Origin of the sequence: Streptomyces sp. NPDC002825 (assembly GCF_040295385.1) — a bacterium.
Lineage (GTDB): Bacteria > Actinomycetota > Actinomycetes > Streptomycetales > Streptomycetaceae > Streptomyces.
Map to the genome: position 1 here is coordinate 268674 of NZ_JBEOVH010000001.1, position 23089 is coordinate 291762.

Annotated in this window: 22 protein-coding genes; 11 read left to right on the top strand and 11 right to left on the bottom strand. The window is 72.6% G+C overall.

The genetic code is table 11. The features are described 5' to 3' along the window. Window positions 1-47 precede the first annotated feature (47 nt). Both ABT041_RS01280 and ABT041_RS01285 read right to left on the bottom strand, forming a co-directional pair. Entirely contained in the window at window positions 48-1649 is a 1602-nt protein-coding gene (locus ABT041_RS01280) for an ABC transporter permease (RefSeq protein WP_351177023.1), read from the bottom strand. Then, window positions 1646-2545, bottom strand: coding sequence for an ABC transporter ATP-binding protein (locus tag ABT041_RS01285; protein WP_351177026.1), 900 nt, complete (start codon window positions 2543-2545; stop codon window positions 1646-1648). The genes ABT041_RS01280 and ABT041_RS01285 overlap by 4 nt, the downstream gene beginning before the upstream one ends. A gap of 75 nt (window positions 2546-2620) precedes the next feature. Between ABT041_RS01285 and ABT041_RS01290 the strand changes: the two genes are divergently transcribed. After that, the gene (locus tag ABT041_RS01290; protein ID WP_502976320.1) at window positions 2621-3112 is read left to right on the top strand and encodes a GbsR/MarR family transcriptional regulator; all 492 of its coding nucleotides are present in this window, start codon (window positions 2621-2623) and stop codon (window positions 3110-3112) included. A 134-nt stretch (window positions 3113-3246) separates the two neighbouring features. Here the strand turns inward: ABT041_RS01290 and ABT041_RS01295 are convergent, their stop codons facing one another. Both ABT041_RS01295 and ABT041_RS01300 read right to left on the bottom strand, forming a co-directional pair. Further along, window positions 3247-4644, bottom strand: coding sequence for a hypothetical protein (locus ABT041_RS01295; protein ID WP_351177029.1), 1398 nt, complete (start codon window positions 4642-4644; stop codon window positions 3247-3249). A 137-nt stretch (window positions 4645-4781) separates the two neighbouring features. Next, window positions 4782-5606, bottom strand: a complete 825-nt coding sequence (locus tag ABT041_RS01300) for a diacylglycerol kinase family protein (RefSeq protein ID WP_351177032.1) — start codon at window positions 5604-5606, stop codon at window positions 4782-4784. A 110-nt stretch (window positions 5607-5716) separates the two neighbouring features. On the opposite strand from ABT041_RS01300, the gene ABT041_RS01305 reads away from it, so the two are divergent. Further along, complete coding sequence (locus tag ABT041_RS01305; protein WP_351177035.1) at window positions 5717-7000, top strand: adenylosuccinate synthase; 1284 nt, start codon at window positions 5717-5719, stop codon at window positions 6998-7000. A 31-nt stretch (window positions 7001-7031) separates the two neighbouring features. Here the strand turns inward: ABT041_RS01305 and ABT041_RS01310 are convergent, their stop codons facing one another. Both ABT041_RS01310 and ABT041_RS01315 read right to left on the bottom strand, forming a co-directional pair. After that, complete coding sequence (locus ABT041_RS01310; RefSeq protein ID WP_351177038.1) at window positions 7032-8993, bottom strand: protein kinase domain-containing protein; 1962 nt, start codon at window positions 8991-8993, stop codon at window positions 7032-7034. 23 nt (window positions 8994-9016) lie between these two features. Further along, window positions 9017-9847, bottom strand: a complete 831-nt coding sequence (locus tag ABT041_RS01315) for an oxidoreductase (protein WP_351177041.1) — start codon at window positions 9845-9847, stop codon at window positions 9017-9019. Between the two features lie 84 nt (window positions 9848-9931). Here ABT041_RS01315 and ABT041_RS01320 point away from each other — a divergent pair, with 84 nt between their 5' ends. The 3 genes from ABT041_RS01320 (at window position 9932) to ABT041_RS01330 (ending at window position 11867) form a co-directional block, all read left to right on the top strand. Beyond that, window positions 9932-10831, top strand: a complete 900-nt coding sequence (locus ABT041_RS01320; protein ID WP_351177044.1) for a LysR family transcriptional regulator — start codon at window positions 9932-9934, stop codon at window positions 10829-10831. A gap of 74 nt (window positions 10832-10905) precedes the next feature. Continuing rightward, window positions 10906-11529, top strand: a complete 624-nt coding sequence (locus ABT041_RS01325; protein ID WP_351177047.1) for a DUF6232 family protein — start codon at window positions 10906-10908, stop codon at window positions 11527-11529. Next, window positions 11526-11867: a hypothetical protein gene (locus ABT041_RS01330; RefSeq protein WP_351177050.1), complete on the top strand. Its 342-nt coding sequence runs from the start codon at window positions 11526-11528 to the stop codon at window positions 11865-11867. Before ABT041_RS01325 ends, ABT041_RS01330 begins: the two co-directional genes overlap by 4 nt. Before the next feature lie 6 nt (window positions 11868-11873). Here the strand turns inward: ABT041_RS01330 and ABT041_RS01335 are convergent, their stop codons facing one another. Next, complete coding sequence (locus ABT041_RS01335) at window positions 11874-13748, bottom strand: serine/threonine-protein kinase (RefSeq protein WP_351177053.1); 1875 nt, start codon at window positions 13746-13748, stop codon at window positions 11874-11876. Window positions 13749-13782: 34 nt separating this feature from the next. Continuing rightward, window positions 13783-15309, bottom strand: a complete 1527-nt coding sequence (locus ABT041_RS01340; protein WP_351177056.1) for a substrate-binding domain-containing protein — start codon at window positions 15307-15309, stop codon at window positions 13783-13785. A 184-nt stretch (window positions 15310-15493) separates the two neighbouring features. Here ABT041_RS01340 and ABT041_RS01345 point away from each other — a divergent pair, with 184 nt between their 5' ends. From ABT041_RS01345 to ABT041_RS01355, 3 genes are all read left to right on the top strand, one after another. Beyond that, window positions 15494-16435: an NADP-dependent oxidoreductase gene (locus ABT041_RS01345; RefSeq protein WP_351177059.1), complete on the top strand. Its 942-nt coding sequence runs from the start codon at window positions 15494-15496 to the stop codon at window positions 16433-16435. Between the two features lie 100 nt (window positions 16436-16535). Then, complete coding sequence (locus ABT041_RS01350; protein WP_351177062.1) at window positions 16536-17159, top strand: FMN-dependent NADH-azoreductase; 624 nt, start codon at window positions 16536-16538, stop codon at window positions 17157-17159. A 137-nt stretch (window positions 17160-17296) separates the two neighbouring features. Further along, window positions 17297-18187: a glycoside hydrolase family 19 protein gene (locus ABT041_RS01355; RefSeq protein WP_351177065.1), complete on the top strand. Its 891-nt coding sequence runs from the start codon at window positions 17297-17299 to the stop codon at window positions 18185-18187. On the opposite strand, the gene ABT041_RS01360 is transcribed toward ABT041_RS01355, so the two are convergent. Together ABT041_RS01360 and ABT041_RS01365 are read right to left on the bottom strand one after the other, a co-directional pair. Further along, window positions 18184-18363, bottom strand: coding sequence for a DUF397 domain-containing protein (locus tag ABT041_RS01360; protein ID WP_351177068.1), 180 nt, complete (start codon window positions 18361-18363; stop codon window positions 18184-18186). The two genes, ABT041_RS01355 and ABT041_RS01360, sit on opposite strands and share 4 nt — an antisense overlap. Then, complete coding sequence (locus tag ABT041_RS01365) at window positions 18360-19196, bottom strand: helix-turn-helix domain-containing protein (RefSeq protein WP_351177071.1); 837 nt, start codon at window positions 19194-19196, stop codon at window positions 18360-18362. Before ABT041_RS01365 ends, ABT041_RS01360 begins: the two co-directional genes overlap by 4 nt. Window positions 19197-19353: 157 nt before the next feature. On the opposite strand from ABT041_RS01365, the gene ABT041_RS01370 reads away from it, so the two are divergent. Beyond that, window positions 19354-19770 carry a hypothetical protein gene (locus ABT041_RS01370; protein WP_351177645.1) on the top strand — a complete coding sequence of 139 codons (417 nt, stop codon included), beginning with the start codon at window positions 19354-19356 and terminating at the stop codon, window positions 19768-19770. Window positions 19771-19806: 36 nt separating this feature from the next. Here ABT041_RS01370 and ABT041_RS01375 read toward each other — a convergent pair whose 3' ends face one another. After that, complete coding sequence (locus tag ABT041_RS01375) at window positions 19807-20703, bottom strand: hypothetical protein (protein WP_351177074.1); 897 nt, start codon at window positions 20701-20703, stop codon at window positions 19807-19809. Window positions 20704-20867: 164 nt separating this feature from the next. On the opposite strand from ABT041_RS01375, the gene ABT041_RS01380 reads away from it, so the two are divergent. Beyond that, the gene (locus ABT041_RS01380) at window positions 20868-22229 is read left to right on the top strand and encodes an aspartate aminotransferase family protein (protein WP_351177077.1); all 1362 of its coding nucleotides are present in this window, start codon (window positions 20868-20870) and stop codon (window positions 22227-22229) included. Window positions 22230-22297: 68 nt separating this feature from the next. Beyond that, the gene (locus ABT041_RS01385; RefSeq protein WP_351177080.1) at window positions 22298-22993 is read left to right on the top strand and encodes a GntR family transcriptional regulator; all 696 of its coding nucleotides are present in this window, start codon (window positions 22298-22300) and stop codon (window positions 22991-22993) included. Window positions 22994-23089: the final 96 nt, after the last annotated feature.

A 23089-nucleotide genomic window follows, 5' to 3' on the forward strand; every position in this document is an offset into this window, starting at 1 on the left:
CTCGGCCCGCCACCTCCGGCCGCCTCGGCCCGCCACCTCCGGCCGCCTCAGCCCGCCACGTCCCGCCGCCGCAGCCCGGCCAAGCCCGCAGCAGTCAGTCCCGCCGCCAGGCCCGTCAGGACCAGGACCGGACCCCAGGCCATCTCCGGCCCCGGCAGCTTCGGCAGGTGGCCGAAGGGGGAGAGGTCCAGGACGCCCTGCGGCAGCCCGAGCGCCGGGCCGATCCAGCCGAGGGCCAGACACAGCCCGGCCACGCCCCAGCCGGCGGCCGCGGCCTTCGGCGCGGCGCCCCACAGCAGGACCGCGAGCCCGGCGAGGGTCCACACGGCCGGGAGCTGGACGAGCGCGGCGCCCAGGATGGGCCCGAGGTCGTGCCCGTACGAGAGGGCGAGGCCGACTCCGGCGAGGGCCAGGATCAGGGCCGAGCCGGCGAAGGCGATCATGAGATGCCCGGCGGCCCAGCGGAGACGGCCGAGGGCGTTCGCGAGGAGCGGTTCGGCGCGGCCCGAGGTCTCCTCGCCGTGCGGCCGCAGCACGGACCCGACCGCGTACAGCGCGGCGAGCATCCCGAAGAGGGACACCATCGTGGCCAGGAACGCGTCCGTCAGCGCACTCTGGCCGCCCATCCGCTCGAAGATCTCCCGGGCCCGTTCGTTGTCGCCGACGATGTCGGCCGCGCCCTCGACCATGCCGCCGAAGACGAGCCCGCCGAGCAGGAAGCCGAGCGACCAGCCGAGGAGCGTGCCGCGCTGGAGCCGCCACGCGAGCGCCCCGGCCGTCGCGAGCCGGCCCTCCGCCGGGCCGGGCCGGGTCGCGAGGAAGCTCGCGCCGACGTCCCGGCGGGCGGTCAGCACGTACGCCGCCGCCGTCTGGACCAGGACGGCCGCGACGATCAGTAGCAGCACCCACCAGCGCTCACCGGCGAAGGCGCGGACGTGTTCGGCCCAGCCGATCGGCGAGAGCCAGGTGAGGACCGACGAGCCGTCCGACGTCCCCGCGTCTCCGGCTGCCCGCAGCGCGAACGCGAGCCCCAGGACGCCGGCCGCCAGGCCCTTCGCGAGCCGGGCACTTTCCGTGAACTGGGCGGCGAGCGCGGCCGCGGTCGCGAAGACCATGCCGGTCCCCCCGATCGCCAGGCCCAGCGCGAGCGCCCCGGCCGCGCTCTGTCCGGCGAGGCCCGCGGTGACGATGAGGGCGACGGCCGCGTTGAGCGTGAGCGCGGCGAGGAGGGCCGCCGTCAGCGGGGCCCTGCGCCCCACCGCACCGGCGGACAGCATCTCCTGACGGCCCGTCTCCTCCTCCTCGCGGGTGTGCCGGACGACCACGATCAGGCTCGCGACGGCGGCGAGGACCGCGCCGAAGGTGCCGAAGCGCCAGGCGACGAGCCCGCCGAGGGAGTCGCCGAAGACCGGCCCGTACATCGCGCGCATCGAGCTGTTGGCGGTCATCGAGGCCGCGAGCTCGGCGCGCTCGGCGGCCGTCCCGTACAGCCCCTCCAGGGAGCCGGCGCCGCTCGCGACCATGCCGCCGGTGACGAGCGCCCAGAGGGGCAGCGTCAGCCGGTCGCGGCGCAGCGCGAGCCGGGTGAGGGCGCCGGTTCCGGCGAAGCTCCCGGTCCGGCCGAGGACGCCCGTGCCGGCGAGGCTCATGACGACACCTCGTCCGTGTAGTGCCGGAGGAAGAGCTCCTCCAGGGTGGGCGGGCTGGAGGCCAGGCTCCGTACGCCCGAGGCGGTCAGGGAGCGGAGGACGGCGTCGAGCTTGTCGGTGTCCACCTGGAACGACACGCGGTCGCCGCGCAGGTCGAAGCCGTGGACGCCGGGGAGGTGGGCAAGTCCGTTGGGCGGTCCGGCGAGTTCGGCGGTGACGCTGGTACGGGTCAGGTGGCGCAGCTCCGCGAGCGAACCCGACTCGACGGTCCGGCCCTTGCGGACGATGCTGATCCGGTCGCAGAGGGCCTCGACCTCGCTGAGGATGTGCGAGGAGAGCAGCACGGTCCGCCCTTGCCGGCGGGCCTCCTCCACGCAGTCCTGGAAGACCTCCTCCATCAGCGGGTCGAGGCCGCTGGTCGGTTCGTCGAGGACGAGCAGGTCGACGTCGGCGGCGAAGGCGGCGACCAGGGCGACCTTCTGCCGGTTGCCCTTGGAGTAGGTGCGGCCCTTCTTGGTGGGGTCGAGCTCGAAGCGCTCGATCAGCTCGGCGCGCCGGGCCTTGTCGAGGCCTCCGCCGCCGCGCAGTCGTCCGTACAGGTCGATGACCTCGCCTCCGGACAGGTTGCGCCAGAGAGTGACGTCGCCGGGGACGTACGCGATGCGTCGGTGGAGCTCGACGGCGTCGCGCCAGGGGTCGCGGCCGAGGAGCTGCGCGGCGCCGGAGTCGGCGCGGAGGAGGCCCAGGAGGACCCGGATGGTCGTGGACTTCCCGGCGCCGTTGGGGCCGAGGAAACCGTGGACCTCGCCGGTCTCGACCGTGAGGTCGAGGCCGTCCAGCGCGTGGGTGCGCCCGAAGGACTTGTGGAGTCCGACGACGCTGATTGCCTTCGTCATGCTTCAGAACGTACGCTCATTTCACAAACTTGTGAAGTTCAGGAAGCGCATGAATCCGCGCTTAGAGTGGGGAACATGACGATGCCCAAGGACACGACCGGGGACGAGGCGGTCTCCCGTTTCGTCGAGCGCTTCGCCGCCGAGATGACCGCCGCCGGCATGCAGCGCATGGCGAGCCGGGTCTTCGCGGCGCTCCTCGCCTCCGAGACGGCCTCCATGACCTCGGCCGAGCTGGCCGACCGGCTGCGGATCAGCCCGGCCGCCGTCTCCGGCGCGATCCGCTACCTCTCCCAGGTCGGCATGGTCAGCCGCGAGCGCGACCCCGGCACGCGACGCGAGCGGTACGTCCTCCACAACGAGCTCTGGTACGAGACCTTCACCCGCCGCGACCAGACCCTCACCCGCTGGGAGAAGGTCCTCGACGAGGGGGCGGCGACCCTCGGGACGGACAACGCGGCGGGGCGCCGCATCGCGGAGACGGCGGAGTTCTTCACGTTCCTGCACGGCGAGATGGCCGGGATCATGGAGCGCTGGCGCGCCCACAAGGAGACGCAGGACGCCCCGTAGGCGACCCGGGGCCAACCGGCCCCGCAGGCGCCCCAGGGCCAACCGGCCCCGCAGGCGCCCCAGGGCCAACCGGCCCCGCAGGCGCCCCAGGGCCAACCGCCCTACAGCCACCCCCTTCAGCCCCCCCCGCAGCCCTACGGGGTCCGGTCCTCCAGCGGCGGCGCCAGCCGCTCCAGGAACGCGACGAACTCCGGCCGCCCGTCCGTCTGCCAGTACGGCCCCACCGTCCACAGCGGGCGCCCGTTGATCCACGGCACCACGTACGGCATGCGGTCGTCCGGGGTGAAGTCCCGCCAGCCGCGCAGCGTGGCCGTGCCGACGGGCAGGGCCGGCAGCCCGCGGCGCGGCTTCTTGGGCGAGCCGGGCGGAAGCAGCGCGAGCACCCCCTCGGCCTGGGCGCCCCCGCTGCCGTACATCGGGAAGAGCACCAGGACGGGCGCGCCGCCGCCCTGCGGGTCGTACAGCAGGACGTACCGGCGCTCCACCTCGACGGAGGCGGTCGCGGCGCGGGCGAGGCGCCGCGCGACGGGCCGGCCGACGGCCAGCAGCCGGCACACGGCGTACACGAGGGCGCCCAGGGCCAGCGCGCCCACGCCGTACAGCTTCACGGCGTCCGCCGGCGGCGGCTCGGTCAGCAGGAGGGCGCCCACGGCCGCGCAGAAGCCGAGCGCGACCGGCACCCGCTGCACCCCGGCGGCCCACCGCAGGCTCCGCACCCGCCACCAGGCCGCCTCGCGCACATCCGCCTCCGGGCGGGGCGCCCGGCCCTGGCCCAGGGGCGTGGCCTGCCGCTGGGCGTGCTCGGCGAGCACCGCGTACGTCGGCCCGAACTCGGGCGGCGGCTCGTGCCGTACGTGGGGGCCGTCCACGGAGACGGGCACAGGCCCGGGCACGAGCACGGGCTTGGGCCCGGTCACCGGCTGGTCCGTGCCCTTCCGGGAGAGAGGCCCGGCCGCGTCCACCGCTTCCTGCGGCTGCCTCGGCGCCGTCCGGCGCAGCAGCCCCTGAGCCTCGGCGCCGGCGACGATCCGGCGGCGCACGCGCGCGCCCCGCAGCGGCTTCACCCAGACCAGCTCACCGCCGCCCGGCGGCGCGACGACGCCGCCCACGCGCGGGTCGCCGCACCACCAGAGCACGCCGTCCCGGCCCGGCCGCACCCGCTCGTACCGCTGCCGGGTCGCGATCACGGTCATCGGCCACACCTCGGTGCCGTCCGGGGAGCGCAGCACGAGGGTCGTCGCGTGCCCCTTGCGGTCGACCGAGACGGCGGGGTGTGCCGACCAGAGGCCCCTGCCGAGGGTCCGCCGCATCCGCCGCGCCATGACCTTCGAGCCGAGCCCGCCGCCCAGCGAGAGGATGCCTGCCACGAGCGGCATGATGGCCGCGCCCTCGGCCTCCGAGTCCGCGAGCGCGATCGCGAAACCGGTGGCCGCCGCGGTCAGCACGATCCCCCAGACGATCAGCCCGCCGGCTCTTCGCCGGTACTTCTCCAGTGCCCACGCCGTCTTCTCGAGACCCAGCGCAGATGTCACCGCAGAAGTCCTCGCAGCCGTCTCCGCAGACGTCACCGCAGAAGTCCTCGCAGCCGTCTCCGCAGACGTCACCCCAGCCGTCTCCGCACGCTTCATCGCACGTCCCCCACCCCTGAGTACCAGTCCCGGGCGAGACGTTATGCGGCTTCCACCGGCAATGTCAGCCCCCAGGCCCCCGCCCGCACCGTCCACGTCCGCCGCCGCACCGGCCCCGTGAGGCGCCCGTCGGCGCGGTAGCGGAAGTCCGGGCCCGAGACCGTGACCGTACCGGCGGTCGCGCGCCGCGCGGGGGCCGAGGCCGGGTGGACCGTCACCTCGGCCGTACCGCCGACGGGCCGGACCGTGAGGCCCGCAAGGGGCGCGTCGACGTCGGCGAGCAGCACCCCGTCCGCTTCGACCCGCAGCCGGGCGGCGGGTGCGGGCGCCGGGCGGACCAGGGTGCGGACGAGGGAGCGGCAGGTGCCCCAGACGGACGGGGCCGGGGCGACCGGGACGGGCGTGCCGGGGACGAGGAGGTCGCCGAGGACGACGCCGTCGCTGTCGTCGACGAGCAGGTCGAGGCGGCGTACGGCCCCGTGCAGGGCCACCCGGGCGGCCGCCGGCGTGGAGCGCGGCACGCCGAGCGCGTGGGCCACTTCCAGGGCGTCAGGCGCGCCGATCGGGACGAGCGAGAGGACCCCCTCGGCGAGCTCCCGCTCGCGGTGCAGGAGGGCGACCGTGCGGAGCAGCGCGCGGTCGTCGCCGAGCACGACGGGGCGCCGGGAGCCGCGCCGGGCCAGGGCCCGGGAGAATTCTTCGGGGCCGTCCGGCAGGCAGATCTTCGCCTCCGCGCCCGCGGACAGCACATCTTTCGCGATCCGTACGGACTCGCCGTCACTTCGGCGGGCGACCGGGTCGACGATGACCAGCAGCTGGTCGTGATCCGACACCTCGGTCCTTCCTCGGGTAGCATCTTTGTGCAAGAGCCCCTTGCGCTATTGCGCCAGGGGCTTCGTCTATTCCGGGGCACACCGGTGAGGCGGCGTACGCCCCCTGACCTTGGACATGCCCCACCCGGAAGGGGTGTACGCCTGTGCCCGCACTTGTGCTGCTCGGTGCTCAGTGGGGTGACGAGGGCAAGGGAAAGGCCACCGACCTGCTCGGTGGATCCGTGGACTACGTGGTGCGTTACCAGGGCGGCAACAATGCCGGCCACACGGTCGTCGTCGGCGACCAGAAGTACGCACTGCACCTCCTCCCTTCCGGAATCCTCTCCCCGGGGTGCACCCCGGTGATCGGAAACGGTGTCGTCGTCGACCCGGCGGTCCTGCTCTCCGAGCTGAGCGGACTGAACGAGCGCGGCGTCGACACGTCGAAGCTCCTGATCAGCGGCAACGCCCACCTGATCACCCCGTACAACGTCACCCTCGACAAGGTGACGGAACGGTTCCTCGGCAAGCGCAAGATCGGCACCACGGGCCGCGGCATCGGCCCGACGTACGCCGACAAGATCAACCGCGTCGGCATCCGGGTCCAGGACCTGTACGACGAGTCGATCCTGACGCAGAAGGTCGAGGCGGCGCTCGAGGGCAAGAACCAGCTGCTCGCGAAGCTCTACAACCGCCGCGCGATCGACGCCGCGCAGATCGTCGAGGAGATGCTCCAGTACGCGGAGCAGATCAAGCCGTTCGTCGCGGACACCACCCTGATCCTGAACAACGCGCTCGACGAGGACAAGGTCGTCCTGTTCGAGGGCGGCCAGGGCACCCTGCTCGACGTGGACCACGGCACGTACCCCTTCGTCACCTCCTCGAACCCGACGGCCGGCGGTGCCTGCACCGGCACCGGCGTGGGTCCGACGAAGATCTCCCGCGTCATCGGCATCCTGAAGGCGTACACGACCCGCGTCGGCGCGGGCCCGTTCCCGACGGAGCTGTTCGACCAGGACGGCGAGGACCTGCGCCGCATCGGTGGCGAGCGCGGTGTCACCACCGGCCGTGACCGCCGCTGCGGCTGGTTCGACGCGGTCATCGCCCGCTACGCGACCCGCGTGAACGGCCTGACGGACTTCTTCCTCACCAAGCTCGACGTGCTGACGGGCTGGGAGCAGATCCCGGTCTGCGTCGCGTACGAGATCGACGGCAAGCGCGTCGAGGAGCTGCCGTACTCGCAGACCGACTTCCACCACGCGAAGCCGATCTACGAGATGCTGCCGGGCTGGTCGGAGGACATCACGAAGGCCAAGACCTTCGCGGACCTCCCGAAGAACGCCCAGGCGTACGTGAAGGCCCTCGAGGAGATGTCGGGCGCCCCGATCTCCGCGATCGGCGTCGGCCCCGGCCGCACCGAGACGATCGAGATCAACTCCTTCCTGTAGGAAGCAGCGCGAGCTGACACCGCCTGCGCCCCTATTTCACGGGGCGCAGGCGGCGTGTCCCGAGGTCGCCGGTCCGGAGGAGCGTCGGCGGCCGGCCGGCCTCGACGGAGTACTCCCAGTTGTCGCTGTCCATCCAGCAGTCCGGGTCCGAGATGTCCTGGTCGGGCACGGGCGTCGCGGTCAGGATGGTGTTCCGGCCCACGTGCAGCAGTGCGGCCGTGTACTCGCAGTGTCGGCCGTCGGCCGTCTCGATGGTCCGCACGACGGGCTCGCCGAGTTTCCCTGGCCGGATGTCGACGACGAGTCCGTCGCCCGAGCCCCAGACGTTCGAGAACTGCCGGGGGACCGTCTCCGCCGGAGCCGCCCTGCGCTGCATCCGGAAGAGCTGGTGCCCGTCCGTCTCGGCCACCGCGTACTCCACGCCCTCGTTCTTCGTCAGGCGCAGGCTGTCCGGCAGCCAACAGTCCGCCGCCGTCGTCCCTGCGGGAGAGCTGCTGGTCACCTTGAAGGCGGCGATGCCCAGGGAGAGCCGCGTCCGGCCGGCGACCGAGAACTCCCCTTGGCAGAAGACCTCGGAGGACGCGGCCAGGAAGGTGCCGGAAGGTCCCCCGATCCGCGTGGAGTCGACGATGTCCAGCCGCAGTGTGCCGGGGACCGGACCCGCCCAGGGCGACTCCTCATCGTCGGGGGACGGGTTGCCGAGCCAGACCCCGGCGAAATGGTCCGACTCCGTCGTGCCGTCGGACGGCCCCTGGACGAAGGACGGGGCGGTCGCGAAGACCGCGTAGGCGACGACGCAGGCCGCGGCGAGGAGTGCGCTCATGCCGTGCCGGGCGCCGGGAACGGCGAGGACGCCGCGCCGGGCATGGCCGGCCCGCCCCGCATGGGCCCGTACGCCGCGTGTACGCCGGACGTGGGCCTTGCGCGGAACGACGTCCGCGGCATCCGGTGCGCTGCCGGCAGCGGACCCGGACGCCGGCCCGGATGCCGGTTCGGCGGCGCGCTGCGGCGGTCGCGGACGGCTGTCCGGCGCCGCGGCACGCAGATCCGGCCGGGGCATCCGAACGGGGCCCTGGCTCCGCTTGCGGGGGACCGCCCGCAAGAAATCCGCCGCGTCCTCGTCCAGGCGGGCCAGGAGATCCGGGGGGAGCCAGGCGCCGCCCAGGGCCTTTCTCGTGCGGGAGATGACCGTGTCCACCGTGGGGCGGCCCGACGGGTCCTTGCTCAGACAGTCGTGGATCAGTTCCGCGACCGTCTCCGGGACTCCCGCCACGTCCGGCTCCTCGTAGGCCACGCGGAAGAGGAGGCCGTGGACGCCGGGGTCACCAGTGCTGAAGGGGGCGCGGCCGGTGGACGCGTACGCGAGGACCGCGCCGAGGGCGAAGACGTCGCTCGCGGCCCTCACCTCCTCGCCCCGCACCTGCTCGGGCGACATGAACTCCGGTGAGCCGAGCAGCACGCCCGTGCGGGTCAGGTCGCTTTCCGAGGACAGGACGGACCGCCGTGCGATGCCGAAGTCGATGACCCTCGGGCCGCCCACCGTGAGGAGGATGTTGGAGGGCTTGAGGTCGCGGTGGATCAGACCCGCGCCGTGGATCGCGCGCAGTGCGAGGCCGAGGCGGTGGGCGAGGACGAGGACAGAGGCCGCCGGCAGGGGGCCGAGGCTGCCCTCGACGGCCGCCCGCAGCGAGGGGCCGGGGACGTACTCGGTGGCCACCCAGGGGACTTCGGCCTCGGTGTCCGCGTCGAGGACCCGTGCGGTCCATTCGTCACCGACCAGCCGTGCCGCCCCGACCTCGCGGGCGAACCGGCGGCGGAACTCCTCGTCCGCCGCCGCCTCGGCCCGTACGAGCTTCACCGCGAGAGGCCGCCCGTCGTACCGCCCGTCGGGCGCCTCGGCCCGGTAGACGACTCCCATGCCGCCCGCGCCGAGCCGCCCGATCAGCCTGTACGGGCCTATGAACTTCGGGTCTTCCGCTCGGAGTTGGTCCACCGGCGGATCTTCGCACACGCGCCCTACTGGTCCACCTTCGTGTCCCGCCCCACCTTCTCCCACGTCGTCAGGTCCGAGCGGACCTGGTCCAGGTGGGCGTGGATCGCGTCGATGGAGTCGGAGCCGAGGGCGAGGCGCAGGGGGGTCTCGTCGGCGTTCAGGGCGGCGAGGACGGCCGCGGCGGCCTTGGCGGGGTCGCCGTCCTCGGTGCCGCCGCCGCTCTCGACGTAGGTGCGGGTGGCGCCGACGGTGTCGGCGTAGTCGTCGATGCCGCCGCCGCTGATGCCGCCCGATCCCAGGAGGCTGGTGCGGAAGGCGCCGGGCTCGACGATGAGGACGTCGATGCCGAGCGGGCGGACCTCGGTGGCGAGGGCCTCGGAGAGGCCCTCGAGGGCGAACTTGGTCGCGCTGTAGGCGCCGAAGCCGGGCAGGGACATCTGGCCGCCCATGCTGCTGATCTGCACGATCGCGCCGGAGCGGCGGGCGCGCATGTGGGGCAGGACGGCGCGGGTGAGGGCGGCGGGCCCGAAGACGTGCACGTCGAAGAGGGAGCGGAGCTCCTCGTCCGAGGTCTCCTCGACCGAACCGACGTGCGTGCGGCCCGCGTTGTTGACGAGGACGTCGATGCGGCCGTGCCGCTCGACCAGGGAGGCGACCACCCGGTCGATCGCCGCGGTGTCCGTCACGTCCAGGGCGACCGGGTCGACCTGGTCGGGGTGGGCGGCGACCAGGTCGTCCAGGGTCTCGGTGCGGCGGGCCGCGGCGGCGACGACGTCGCCGGCGGCGATCGCGGCTTCGGCGAAGGCGCGCCCGAACCCGCTGTTGGCTCCCGTGATCAGCCAGACCTTGCTCATAACGTGTTCCCCTCATCGGTGTCCCAACAAGCTTGGGACGGCGGGCCGTTGTCCGTCCAAGATCCGTCGTGATAGCCACAGGGCATGGATGTGCACGGGCGGGACCTTCGGTACTTCCTCGCGGTCGCGGAGGAGCTCCACTTCACGCGGGCCGCCGAGCGGCTGTACGTCTCGCAGCCCGCCCTCAGCAAGCAGATCCGGGCCCTGGAGCGGCAGCTCGGCGCGTCGCTCTTCGACCGGGACCGGCAGGGCGTGGCCCTCACCCCGGTCGGTACGGCCCTGCTGCCGCACGCGCGGGCCGTGCTCGCCGCGTGGGAGGAGGGCCGGGAGGCGGTACGGAGGGCCAGGGCGGCCGCCGACGGGACGCTGGTCGTCGGCATGAGCACCAGCCCCGGCCGTGGCGGGCTGCTGCCCGCGATCCGGTCGCGGTTCACCGAGGCGCATCCGGAGGCCCGGCTCAGGCTGCGTCAGGTGGGCTGGGAGGACCCGACGGCGGGGCTCGCGGACGGCACCAGCGACGTGGCGTTCGTGTGGCTGCCGCTGGTCGGGGCGGACCGTTTCCGCTGGGTCGTCGTCGCCACCGAGCCCCGCCTCGTGGCCCTCCCCGAGGCCCATCCGCTGGCCGCCCGCGAGAGCCTCGACTTCTCCGAACTGCTCGACGAGCCGTTCCTCGCCCTCCCCGGCACCGGCCCCGAGCTCCGCGACTACTGGCTGGCCGTGGAGGCGCGCGGTGGCCGCCCGCCGGTCGTCGGCGCCGAGATCGCCAGCGCCGACGAGACGTACGAGGCGCTGGTCGACGGCCTCGGCATCTGCCTGGTCGCCGCCGGGAACGCGCCGCTCCTCACCCGCGGCGGCGTCGTCACCCGCCCCGTCCGCGGCGTCACCCCCAGCCGCTTCGCCCTCGCCTGGCGCGCCGCGGACGCCCGCCCGCTGGTCCACGACTACGCCCGCGCGGTGTCCGAAGTCGTCTCACGGGAGGCCTGAACTCGCCTTGTTACGCGGCAGAGCCGAGTGCTTAATGGGGCTCCACTTCGGCCCGCCACAGCACAGGGGGAAGCATGGGAACACCAGCACCGCCGCCCACACCGCCACCACCGCCGTCCCACCCGCCGCATTCCGGAATCGCCGCGCCGACGGCTCTTCCGCTGGTCATCAGCAAGCGACTGCTCTGGGTGGGCGGCGCGGCCTATCCGCTGGAGAACATCGTCCGCGTCTACACCTTCGTGCTCCGGCCCCGTAAGGCGGACGCCGTCCGCCTGTTCGTGAAACGGGTGGTGCTCACCCTGCTCGTGGCGCTCGCGATCGGCCTCGTCGCCTTCCTGGGCCAGGTCTTCGCCCGGGGAGAGGGGCCGGGCGGCTTCACGGCCTTCCTGTCCCAGATCTCCTTCCTGGGCGTCATCGGTGCCCTGATCTGGTTCACGGTCGACATGCTGGCCGTCGTCACCGCGTCCGCCCACGACGTGCTGGCCATCGAGACGAACGGCCGGTCGACCGCGATGGTCTCCGGGGACCGCCGGTACCTGAACGAACTCGTCGGACGGATCGCGTCCGCGATCGACGAACCGGACGCGGAGCTCACCGTCACGGTGGGGGCGCTCACGATCAGCAACCCCAGCAACTACTACTTCGGCGACGCCGTGAACATCTACGGCGGCAGCGGCAACACGGGAGTGTCCAAGTGACGAGCGGGAACCACCACTACTACGGGGACGCGGTCAACATCAACGGCGGCCAGGGCCACACCGGCATCGTCCACCATCACCACGCCCCGCAGGCCACCCTGGAGGAGACGCTCCGGGCCGTCGTCGAGCTCGCGCGGGCGCTGCGCGGCGAGGTGCCGGAGGAGGACCGGTCCTCCATCGACGACGCGCTGCCCGTCCTCGCCGCCGGCCCGTCCGCCGAGCCGGCCACCCGGCGCCGGTCGCTGATGGCCCTCGCGGCCGTCGCGGCCACGGTCGGCGCGATCGGGCAGCCGCTCCTGGACTCGGTCAGGGCCGCGCTCGAACTCGTCGGCCGCTAGCGGCCGTCAGTCCCGGACGAACTCCGCCGGCTCCCCGTCCGCGCTCATCCCGTACACCTGGAGCCGTTCCTTGCCCTGGTACTGGACGATCCGCAGGTTGCTGGAGCCGTTCTCGGCGCAGTCCGGGTCCCACATGTCCGGGTCGCGGGTCTCCGGGCCGATGACGAGGAGGGAGCCCGCGCCGCCGACGACGGCGGTGGTCGCGCAGCGGATGTCGTCGGAGAGCTGGTTCCCCTGGTCGTCCGTGCGCGGGTACCCCTGCTCGAAGCGCACCAGCGGCGCGCCGACCGGGCCCTGGGTGATGGTGACCTCGTAGGACCAGCGGTCGGGGTCGGGCTGGGTGACGGTGTCGGGCGCCTGCTTCCACCTGCCGACGTACGCGGTGGGGACGACGTCCGTGCCTGCCCTGACCCGCTGGAAGGTGGCCTTGGCGACGCCCGAGCCCCATTCGACGACGTCGGTCGAGCGCAGCGTGAGGGTCTGGCGGGCGGCCGGGGTGCAGCGCTGGGCGGGCACGCTCTCGGTGATCTCGGCCTCGCCGAGGACGAGTTCGCTGTCGGTGGCGGAGATCAGGGTGGCCCGGCCGATGCAGAGCTGTTCCCCGGTGACGTGGGTGTAGACGGCGGCCTTGGCGCCCGCCGCGCCCTGGGTGATCTCGATCCGGCTGGTCTCGTACGGGGCGTCCGCCTTGCCCTTGAGGACGCCTTCCCAGGCGCCGAGGAAGGCGGCGGGGACGATGCCGGCGGCGGCGCGGCTCGGGTTGGTGGTGTTCTTGCCGCCGCCCCCGCTCCCGCCGTCCGTGGTGCTGCCGCCCTTGGGCCAGTACAGGTACGCGGCGCCGGCCGCCGCCACCACCACGAGCGCGGTGACGGCGGCGAGCAGCGCGGTACGGCCCCGGCGCCGGGGTGCGGCGGGAGCGGCGGGCGCGGTCGGGGAGGTCGCGGCCGGGCCCGTGGCCGGCGGGGGAGTCCCGTGCTCCGCCGTCCCGCTGCCCTCCGCCTCCAGGAGCTGCGCCGCGTGCCGGCCGAGCCGGGCGAGGACGTCCGCCGGGAGCCACGGGTCGGCGACCGGCAGGGTCTCGACGATCTCGGTCGCCGTGGGCCGGGCCGCCGGGTCCTTGGCGAGGCAGGCGCGGATGAGTCCGGAGAGCTCGGGCGGCAGGTCGGTCAGGTCGGGCTCGTCGTGCGCGATGCGGAACATCGTGGCGTGGACGCCGCTGTCCACCGTGCCGAACGGGGCGCGGCCGGTCGCCGCGTACGCGAGCACGGAGCCCAGGCAGAAGATGTCCGAGGCGGGCGAGACCTGGTCGCCGCGGACCTGTTCGGGCGACATGAAGCCGGGGGAGCCGACGACGGCCCCGGTGGTGGTGAGGTTGCCGCCGTCGGCGACGTGGTCGACGGCGCGGGCGATGCCGAAGTCGATGATCCGCGGCCCGTCGACGGTGAGCAGCACGTTCGACGGCTTGAGGTCGCGGTGGACGAGCCCGGCGGCGTGGATGTGGTCGAGGGAGCGGGCGAGCCCGGAGGCGAGGGCCCGTACGGTCGCGGGCGGCAGCGGCCCGAACTCGTCGCCGACCACGGTCCGCAGCGAGGGGCCCGGTACGTAGCCGATGGCGACCCACGGGGACTCGGCGGTGGTGTCCGAGCCGAGGACGGGCGCGGTGCCGGTGCCGCCGACCCGTTCGAGGGCGGCGACCTCGCGGGCGAACCGGCGCCGGAACTCGTCCTGGGCGGCCAGTTCGGCGTGCACCACCTTGACCGCGACGGTCCGCCCGCCGGCCGAGCGCGCCAGGAACACCCGGCCCATCCCGCCGACCCCGAGGCGGCCGATCAGACGGAACGGGCCGACGCTGACCGGATCTTCCGCGTTCAATGACTCCACGTCGCCAGAGCATGCCAGACGACGAGATCGGCGATCAGCCCGCTCCGCACACCGGAAGCCCCTTCGGGGTCGCGCACGGCAGGTGCCCGTGCGCGCTGATGACGTCCTGCCCGCGCCCCGACCGCAGATAGGTGAGGAAGCTGGAGGTCAGGGAGTCCGTCGCGGGCAGACCCCAGGTGTAGGCGTACTCGATCTCCCGGTAGGGATAGCCGGACACGCCGAGCTCGGCCACGTCGGGCCGCCGTCCGTCGACGGCCACCCGGTGCAGGCCCTTGCGCCCGTCGGTGGCGCGGAGTTCGGAGTAGCCGAGGGCGCCGGGGAGTCCGGCGACGGTGGCGAGGACCTGTTCGGTGGAGTCGAGTTCGCAGCGGATGACCTTCGACTCGGGGTCGTCGGAGGTCTGGCAGTCCTGGGAGGAGTTGGCGGGCTCGTTGCGTTCGAGGACGCGGCGCTGGAAGACCTGCCGGGTCCCCGAGTTGGCGTCGCGGCTGACGAGGAGGACCGGCCGGTCCAGGCCGGGGACGAGCTCGCCCCAGTTGCGGATCTCGCCCCGGTAGACGCGCCGGATCTGGTCGAGGGTGAGGTCGTCGAGGGGGACGCCGTCGTTCACGACGACGGTGAAGAGGGAGACGGCGACCATGTTCTCCCGCAGCTCGGGGAAGCCGCCGGGCTTGCGCCCGTCGGAGAAGGCGATGACCGCGGCCTTCTTCGGTCCGGCCGCGGCCAGCTCCCGGATCCCGGCGGTCGAGCCGTGCACGTCGACGGTGACCGTGGAGCCCTCGCAGTCCTCCTCGTACTGCTTCGCCGCCTCCCGCAGGGCGGGCGCGAAGGCCGTCGAGCCGGTGACGGTGAGGGTGCCCCGGGCGCAGCCGATGGGCGGTGGGTTCTGCTCGCGGACGATGATCACGGCGAGGGCCATGACGCAGGCGGTGAGGACGATCGTGACGGTCCGGGCGGTCGGGCTGAACCTGGCGGGCTTCTCGTCGGGGGTGGTGCTCCGGTTGCGCCGGATGGAGCCGCCCTGGAGGCTCCCGTCGATCTTGATGTCGCGGTCGGCGACGCCGCCGGAGAGCTGGACGAGCAGCTTGAAGTACTGGCCGCGTTCGAGGGCGACCTTGGGGACGAGGACGGCGTTGCCGTTCCGGCCGAGCTTGGGGGAGCGCTCCAGGTCCTCCCGTACGGAGTCCCAGGCGGAGGGGATGGTGGCGACGACGCCCTGGACGGTCCGCTCGCCGAAGGTGATCCTCAGGCCGTGGGGGTCGGCGGAGGCGCCGTAGTCCTCGGAGCTGATGTCGAGCTCGCGGTCGTTCTCGATGCGGAGGAGGACGAGCGTGGATCCGTTCGCGGGCGTGGCCATCCCCACGACCTGGCCCTCCCGCACCGTCATGACCTCGCTGTCCTGGTTTTCCTCCCGGTGGAGCGGGGTGTTGAGCTGCACGCGGTAGCCGAGCCGCTTGCGCTGTGGCGAGAACCGGTCGATCCAGACGACGGCGAGCGTGACCAGGACACCGACGAGGGCCGTCCCCACGGCGATGACGTTCTCTGCGGTTATCCACTCCATGGCCGGGACGGTACGGACGCCTGTACGAGAGCGGGGGCGGCGTAGCGGGCCGCCACCTGGACTTCGCCGTTCGTTCAGACGCCTTCCCGGGCGGTCGGACCCGGGTGGGCGGACAGAGGTTGCTGGCCGGTGTGGAGCGTGGGTGTAATGGCCACGAGGGGGCCTTCCGTCTGAGGAGTACCCCATGCGCGTCGTCGAAGTGACCGCCTACGGCGGACCCGAGGTCCTCCGAATGGCCCGCCGGCCGAAGCCGGAGGCCGGGGCCGTCCCGGGCAAGGTACGGGTGGCCCTGAAGGCGGCCGGGGTGAACCAGGCCGATCTGCGGATCCGCGCGGGCCGGTATGCCGACGCGGTCGGCGATCTCAGGCCCCCGTTCGTCCTGGGGACGGACTTCGCGGGCAAGCTGCTCGATCCCGCGCCCGGGATGCCGGCCGGCACCCGTGTGGCCGGTTTCGTGCCCTGGTTCGAGATGCTGACGGGCGACGGCACGTACGCCGAGATCATCTGGGCCGACCCGGAGTGGCTGGCGCCGGTCCCCGAGGACGTGGACTTCACGGTGGCCGCCTCGCTGCCACTGGCCTCGGCCACCGCCCAGCAGGCCCTCGAACGGCTGAACCTCCCCGCGGGCGCGAGCCTGCTCGTGACCGGCGCGAGCGCCGTGGTGGGCCGCCTGGCGGTCCAGTACGCCCATGCCGCAGGGCTGCGGGTCGTGGCCGTCGCCCACGAGGGCGACGAGCCCGAACTGCGGGTCATCGGCGCGGACCACGTGGTCACCCGCGGCGTCCCGGAGGACGTGGTCGCGAAGGTGCGCGCGGGCGACCCGGACGGGGTCGACGCGGTCTTCGACGGGGCCCTCGTCGGCGCCGAGCTGCTCCCGGTGGTCAAGGACGGCGGTGCGTTCGCCGCGCTGGCCCCCGACCGGGTGCCGGTCGCCGAGCGGGACATCCGCGTCGAGACCGTACGGGCCGTGCCGGACGCGGCCAGGCTCGCGGAGAGCCTGCAGAAGGTGGCGGACCGGCAGCTGATCACCCGGGTGGCGGACGTGATGCCCCTGGAGGAGGTCGCGGAGGCGCACCGCAGGGCGGAGGCGGGACACCGGCCGGGCCGGATCATCCTGATGATCTGAGGGTGACCGGGGTCACAGGGGAAAGGGGCTGGACCTCAACTTTGGTTGAGGAAGAAGGATCTCTCTCACCAGCCCCTGCGACTCCCCGGAGACGATCCCCATGGCCACGCTGCTGCACATCGACACCTCCTTCAACCGCGAGAACTCCCACTCCCGCGCCGTCACCGCCGCCTTCCGCAAGGCCTGGGAGGCGGAGCACCCCGAGGGGGCGGTGATCTACCGCGACCTCGCGGTGGAACCGATCCCGCACCTGGACGCCGCCGCCTACTACGCCGACAGCACGGCGCCCGCCTTCGAACTGCGCGGAAGGCTGATCGAGGAGGCCGAGCAGGCGGACGTGATCCTGCTGGCCGCGCCGATGTACAACTACACGATCCCCTCCACCCTGAAGGCCTGGCTCGACCACGTCTTCCTCGTCGGTCGCACCTCGATCACCGAGAACCCCTCGCTCGCGGGCAAGCGGGCCGTCGTCGTCACCAGCCGGGGCGGCTCCTACCGGGAGGGGACCCCGCAGCACGGCAACGACTACGTCGAGAACTACCTGCGGCTGACGCTCGGTGACATGTTCGGCATGGACGTCAGCTTCATCACCCCCGAGCTGACCCTGGCCCCGCACGTCCCGGCGATGTCCGAGCTCGTCCCGCTCTTCGAGTCCTCCCGTACGGAGTCCCTGGCGGCGGCCGAGTCCCTGGCGAAGGAACTGGCGGTGCAACTGGTCGCGTAAGGGGGTGTGCGCCCTCGACGAACGACCCCACGGTGATGCCGTGGGGTCGTTTTCTGGTCTAGACCTTGACAGGTTCAGACCAATCGCGCTTCGCTGTGGCTTCCCACCCGGCCCCCACCCGGAAGGAAGTACGCACCATGCTGCGTAAGTTGGCCACCCTGATGGCCGCGCTCTGTACGGCCGTCGGCCTCGCCGTCCTCCTCCCCACCGCCTCGGCGGGCGCCGCCCCCGCCTGCGTGGCCGCCTGGAACTCGGGCAGCGTCTACACGGGCGGCATGACCGCCTCGTACAACGGCCACAACTGGTACGCCAAGTGGTGGACCCAGAACGAGCGCCCCGGCTCCTCGGACGTCTGGCGCGACGAGGGCGTCTGCGGCACGGGTGGTGGCGGCACGGACCCGAACCCGTCCGGATTCGTGGTCTCCGAGGCCCAGTTCAACCAGATGTTCCCGAACCGGAACCCCTTCTACACGTACGCCGGTCTCGTCGCCGCCCTGAACTCGTACCCCGCCTTCGCGACCACCGGCAGCGACACGGTGAAGAAGCAGGAGGCGGCGGCGTTCCTCGCGAACGTCTCCCACGAGACGGGCGGGCTCTACTACATCGTCGAGCAGAACACGGCCAACTACCCCCACTACTGCGACACGACCCGGCCCTACGGCTGCCCGGCCGGCCAGGCCGCGTACTACGGCCGGGGCCCGATCCAGCTGTCGTGGAACTTCAACTACAAGGCGGCCGGTGACGCCCTCGGCATCGACCTGCTGAACAACCCCTGGCGGGTCGAGCAGGATCCGGCCGTGGCGATGCAGACGGGCCTCTGGTACTGGAACACGCAGAACGGCCCGGGCACGATGACCGCGCACAACGCGATGGTGAACGGCGCGGGCTTCGGCCAGACCATCTGGGCCATCAACGGCAGCCTGGAGTGCAACGGCGGCAACCCGGCCCAGGTCCAGAGCCGGGTCGCCACGTACCAGCAGTTCACCCAGATCCTGGGTGTGCCCGCGGGGGCGAACCTGTACTGCTAGCGGGTCAGACCGGCGACGAACGCGACCCAGGAGGACGGCTCCACGGAGAACGTGGGGCCGTCCTGCACCTTCGAGTCGCGGAGGTGGACGGCGTGGGCGGTGGCGGCGACCTCTACGCAGTTGCCACCGCTGTCACTGCTGTAGCTGGACTTGAACCAGTGCAGGGTCTCGTTCATCTCCGTACTCCCGCCAACTCCTCGATGGCGCCCAGCGACCTGCGCGGATCCAGGGCCTGTGCCCGGATCTTCGCATACCGCTGCCTGTACGTACTGACCTTCGTCCGGTCGGTGATCAGCGGGCTCTCGTCCCCGATCTCCAGGTAGGTGACGAGGTCGTGGGCCGGGGTCTCCACCACGTTCAGCTCCCCTCGGGCGCCCGCGTACTCGCCCCCCAGCCCCGCATCCAGCGGTAGCACCTGAAGGATTACGTTCCTCCTCCGGGCGCAGTCGGCCAAGTGCGCCAGCTGCTCGCGCATGATCTCCTTGTCCCCGATCGGCCGCCGGAGCACCGACTCGTCCAGTACCAGCTCGATCTCGCACACCGGCTTGCGGTCGAACAGCCCCTTTCGTCCCATCCGGCCGACGACCAGCTCCTCAGTCCGCTCCGGCGTGGGCTCGGGGCATCCGCCCGCGATCAACGCCCGGGCGTACGACTCCGTTTGGAACAGGCCGTGGACGATGTGGTTCGCGTAAAGCCGCAGCCCCACCGCCTTCTGCTCGATCGGCGCGTACCCCCGGAACTGTTCCGGCAGCTTCTCCAGTCGTACGAGCTCCCGCATCTCCTCGAAGATGCCCGTGCCGCCGCCCAGGACGCGTTCCAGCTGGACGAGCATGTCGTCGCTCACCGGATGGATGAGCCGTTCCATCGCGCTGATCGCCGCGCCCGTGAAGCCCATCTGGGAACCCAGATACTCCTGCGTCCAGCCCTTCTTCTGTCGCAATCTCTTCGCCACGGCGGCCGCCATCCTGGCCGCAGGGCCGACGGTTTCCTTGTTCTCCGCTCGCGCCATTCACGCTCCCCATTCGGACTCAACCGATCTCAACCGGTCTCAACTGCTCCCCGCCGAATTCGACTGCGTAGGGGGTGCGTTGACGCAGGTCAAGGGGTTGCCGACGCGCCCGCCGCAGTCGTGGAAAACGCTAGCGCCGACGCGGGAACATGGTGCTGTGAATGCAGAGAATCGGGAAGTGAAGGTGGATTGGATTCCTGTTTCCGGATTCCAACTCCGTAAGGCGGGCGTACAATTCGACGCCGTTCGAGTCGACGGCGACGACGGGCGTCGGCTGGCCGACTGGATGGAGGCGCTGACGGGCGGAGACCCGGGGCCGGTGGTCATCGAGGCGAACGGCCGGCGCGGGGTCTATTTCCTCGTACCGCCCGGGTCGACGGCCCGCCGTCCGTGGCCGCGCGGGGTGACCCGCTTCAACGCGGGCCCGGCCCACGTCAGCTACGTACCGGTCCCGGCGCTCACGGGCCGGACCTGGCCCCTGGCGTGGCGCTTCCCCCCGACCTCCGCGGACCGCTTCGTGCACCCGCTCCTGCTCCGCAGCGCGGTCTCCGAACTCTTCAGTGCCGTGTCCTGACCACCCGGGTCGCCACCCCCAGGTCCCCCCGGCCGTTCAGCCGCGCTTGGCCAGCCAGGTGAAGGCCAGGCCCGGGGTCAGGCAGGCGAAGAGGGCCGGAAGGCGGTCGTAACCCGCCACCTCGAAGCCGACGGTCACCGGCAGCAGGAGGGCCAGGCCGACGAGGAGGATGTCGAGCGCCGGCAGGTGGACGCCCGGCTCGAAGCGGCGCAGCCGGTGCAGACCGGCGGCGTCCGTGGTGCCCGAGAGGATCCCGCCCGCGATCAGGGTCCACGGCCCGCCCCAGACGGCGAACACGACGGAGAACAGCCACCACTTGTCGCGCAGGCCGTTCTCGACGACCGGCACCTCCGGATCGCGGGGCGCGAACCACGCGTCCACCTTCGTGCGGCCGGCCACGGGCGGCTTCTCGCGGGTGTACATGCCGCGGACGGTGACCTCGCGCGGTCCTGACGCGTACGGGATCCGCAGGACGAGGTCGGTGGTGTAGTACGGGTCGGCGTCGTCGTCGCCCTCGTGGAACTCGGGCTTGCTCACGAGGCGGACCACGGGGACCCGGTACTCGTCGTACCCGGCGCGCTCCAGGCGCTCGGTCTCGCGGCCGTACTCGCTGCCGACGGTGAAGACCGCCATGAGCGCGGCGGCGGTGGAGAGGGAGACGCCGAACCCGAACACGTACCGCAGGGCGCGGTTCCGCCGGCGGGTCTCCCGGTAGGGCTTGGCCAGCGGGTCCCGGGTGCGGCCGGCGGCCCGGTAGGAGGCGACGACCCAGGCGGCCGCGCAGAGGACCGAGAGGCCGGCGAGGGCCAGCGCGGGTATGAGGGGCGCGTGCGGGGAGACCCCCGCGAGGGAGACGAGCACGGCCGCCCCGGCGCTGAGGACCATCCCCCAGCCGGTGAACGTCGTGGCGGTACTGCGACCGGGCGTGTACATGCCGCGCAGCATAGGCGGCCGATCCGCGCCTGCCGGAGGGACCGGGCGGCCGGAGCCCACCGGCAACCTGTCGGGACCGACCGGCAACGTGTCGGGTCCGCCACGGTCTCGGTGGACAAGATGGTGATGGCCCGTCCCACCTGCGGTTCCTTACCCTCGGACCCATGACCCCTCATGTCGAACCCGATCCCCAGGCCGGCGCGGCCGTCAAGGCCGCCGACCGCGCGCACGTCTTCCACTCCTGGTCCGCACAGGGCCTGATCGACCCGCTCGCCGTGGCCGGCGCGGAGGGTTCGTACTTCTGGGACTACGACGGAAACCGCTACCTCGACTTCACCAGCGGTCTCGTCTACACGAACATCGGCTACCAGCACCCCAAGGTCGTCGCCGCCATCCAGGAGCAGGCCGGGAAGCTCGCGACCTTCGCGCCCGCCTTCGCCGTGGACGTCCGCTCCGAGGCCGCACGCCTCATCGCCGAGCGCACCCCGGGCGACCTGGACAAGATCTTCTTCACCAACGGCGGCGCCGAGGCCGTCGAGAACGCCGTCCGCATGGCCCGTCTGCACACGGGCCGGCACAAGGTGCTCTCGGCCTTCCGCTCGTACCACGGCGCGACCTCCACCGCGATCAACCTGACCGGCGACCCGCGCCGCTGGGCCTCCGACACCGGTTCCGCGGGTGTCGTGCGGTTCTGGGCGCCGTTCCTTTACCGCTCGCCCTTCTACGCCACCACCGAGGCGGAGGAGAGCGCGCGGGCCCTCCAGCACCTGGAGGACACGATCGCCTTCGAGGGTCCGGCGACGATCGCCGCGATCATCCTGGAGACCGTGCCCGGCACCGCCGGCATCATGACCCCGCCGCCCGGCTACCTGGCCGGCGTCCGCGAGATCTGCGACAAGTACGGCATCGTCTTCATCCTGGACGAGGTCATGGCCGGCTTCGGCCGCACCGGCAAGTGGTTCGCCGCCGAGCACTTCGACGTCGTGCCCGACCTGATGACCTTCGCCAAGGGCGTGAACTCCGGCTACGTGCCGCTCGGCGGCGTCGCCATCAGCGCCGAGATCGCCGCCACCTTCGACAAGCGGCCCTACCCCGGCGGCCTGACCTACTCCGGTCACCCGCTGGCCTGCGCCGCCGCCGTCGCCACCATCAACGTGATGGCCGACGAGAAGGTCGTCGAGCACGCCGCCCACATCGGCGAGAACGTCCTCGGACCCGGCCTGCGCGAGCTCGCCGAGCGCCACCCGTCCGTCGGCGAGGTCCGCGGCATGGGCGTCTTCTGGGCGCTCGACCTGGTCAAGAACAAGGAGACCCGCGAGCCGCTCGTCCCGTACAACGCCGCCGGCGAGGCCAACGCGCCGATGGCCGCCTTCGGCGCCGCGGCGAAGAAGCAGGGCCTGTGGCCCTTCATCAACATGAACCGCACCCACGCCGTTCCCGCCTGCAACGTCTCCGAGGCGGAGGCCAAGGAGGGTCTGGCGGCCCTGGACGCGGCCCTGTCGGTGGCCGACGAACACACCGTCTGACCGCGGAACGGAGAGGTCCCTTCCGTCTGGACTAGGGTGTCCGGAACCGGACGGAGGGGGCCCGACCCATGCCCGCGAGCGGAGCTGTCACTCGCAACACCTTGCGACAGCAGATCGCGGACGCGCTCCGTGACGAGGTGCTCGCAGGCCGTCTCCAGCCGGGCGAGGAATTCACCGTCAAACAGATCGCCGAGCAGTACGGCGTCTCCGCGACGCCCGTCCGCGAAGCCCTCGTCGACCTCTGCGCGCAGGGCCTGCTCGACTCCGACCAGCACCGCGGCTTCCGGGTCCACCAGTACTCGATCGCCGACTACCGGGGCATGGTCGAGGCCCGGATGCTCGTCGTCGACGGCATCTTCCGCCGCCACGCCCCGCAGACCGTGCCCCCGGAGCCCGACCACAACGTCGGCGTCGCGCTCGTCTCCATACGGCGCCGGGGCGAGGCCGCGGCCCGCGCCGCCCGCGCCGGTGACGTCGACGTCCTCATCGGCTACGACATCCGCTACTGGCGCGAGCTGGGCCGGCTCGTCTCCGCCAACGACTACATCGCGGACTTCCTGCACCGGCTCCGCGTCCAGGCCTGGGTCTTCTCCGTGCCCTACCTGCGCTCCGAGCGGGACGTCCTCGGCTGGCTGTGGAGCGGACACGTGGAGCTCGTCGACGCGATCACCCGCGGCGACGGGGAGGCCGCCGTCCAGGTCGTACGGGACTACAACGCGCACTCCCTCGAATGGGCCGACCGGCTGGAGCAGCGAGCCCGCTGAGGTCGGCGTCGGCTGGGGTGCACCGGTGGCGGGGCGCGTTGGGCCGGGACCGGAGTTCGGGTTGAGTCCGGGTCTTCGAGGGCAGGTGAGCGGGTG

Bases quoted from the DNA above. Each gene is read 5' to 3' on its own strand.
- ABT041_RS01280 (WP_351177023.1), bottom strand. From the start codon at position 1,649: ATGAGCCTCGCCGGCACGGGCGTCCTCGGCCGGACCGGGAGCTTCGCC.
- ABT041_RS01285 (WP_351177026.1), bottom strand. From the start codon at position 2,545: ATGACGAAGGCAATCAGCGTCGTCGGACTCCACAAGTCCTTCGGGCGC.
- ABT041_RS01290 (WP_502976320.1), top strand. From the start codon at position 2,621: ATGACGATGCCCAAGGACACGACCGGGGACGAGGCGGTCTCCCGTTTC.
- ABT041_RS01315 (WP_351177041.1), bottom strand. From the start codon at position 9,847: ATGAGCAAGGTCTGGCTGATCACGGGAGCCAACAGCGGGTTCGGGCGC.
- ABT041_RS01320 (WP_351177044.1), top strand. From the start codon at position 9,932: ATGGATGTGCACGGGCGGGACCTTCGGTACTTCCTCGCGGTCGCGGAG.
- ABT041_RS01325 (WP_351177047.1), top strand. From the start codon at position 10,906: ATGGGAACACCAGCACCGCCGCCCACACCGCCACCACCGCCGTCCCAC.
- ABT041_RS01340 (WP_351177056.1), bottom strand. From the start codon at position 15,309: ATGGAGTGGATAACCGCAGAGAACGTCATCGCCGTGGGGACGGCCCTC.
- ABT041_RS01345 (WP_351177059.1), top strand. From the start codon at position 15,494: ATGCGCGTCGTCGAAGTGACCGCCTACGGCGGACCCGAGGTCCTCCGA.
- ABT041_RS01350 (WP_351177062.1), top strand. From the start codon at position 16,536: ATGGCCACGCTGCTGCACATCGACACCTCCTTCAACCGCGAGAACTCC.
- ABT041_RS01355 (WP_351177065.1), top strand. From the start codon at position 17,297: ATGCTGCGTAAGTTGGCCACCCTGATGGCCGCGCTCTGTACGGCCGTC.
- ABT041_RS01360 (WP_351177068.1), bottom strand. From the start codon at position 18,363: ATGAACGAGACCCTGCACTGGTTCAAGTCCAGCTACAGCAGTGACAGC.
- ABT041_RS01365 (WP_351177071.1), bottom strand. From the start codon at position 19,196: ATGGCGCGAGCGGAGAACAAGGAAACCGTCGGCCCTGCGGCCAGGATG.
- ABT041_RS01375 (WP_351177074.1), bottom strand. From the start codon at position 20,703: ATGTACACGCCCGGTCGCAGTACCGCCACGACGTTCACCGGCTGGGGG.
- ABT041_RS01380 (WP_351177077.1), top strand. From the start codon at position 20,868: ATGACCCCTCATGTCGAACCCGATCCCCAGGCCGGCGCGGCCGTCAAG.
- ABT041_RS01385 (WP_351177080.1), top strand. From the start codon at position 22,298: ATGCCCGCGAGCGGAGCTGTCACTCGCAACACCTTGCGACAGCAGATC.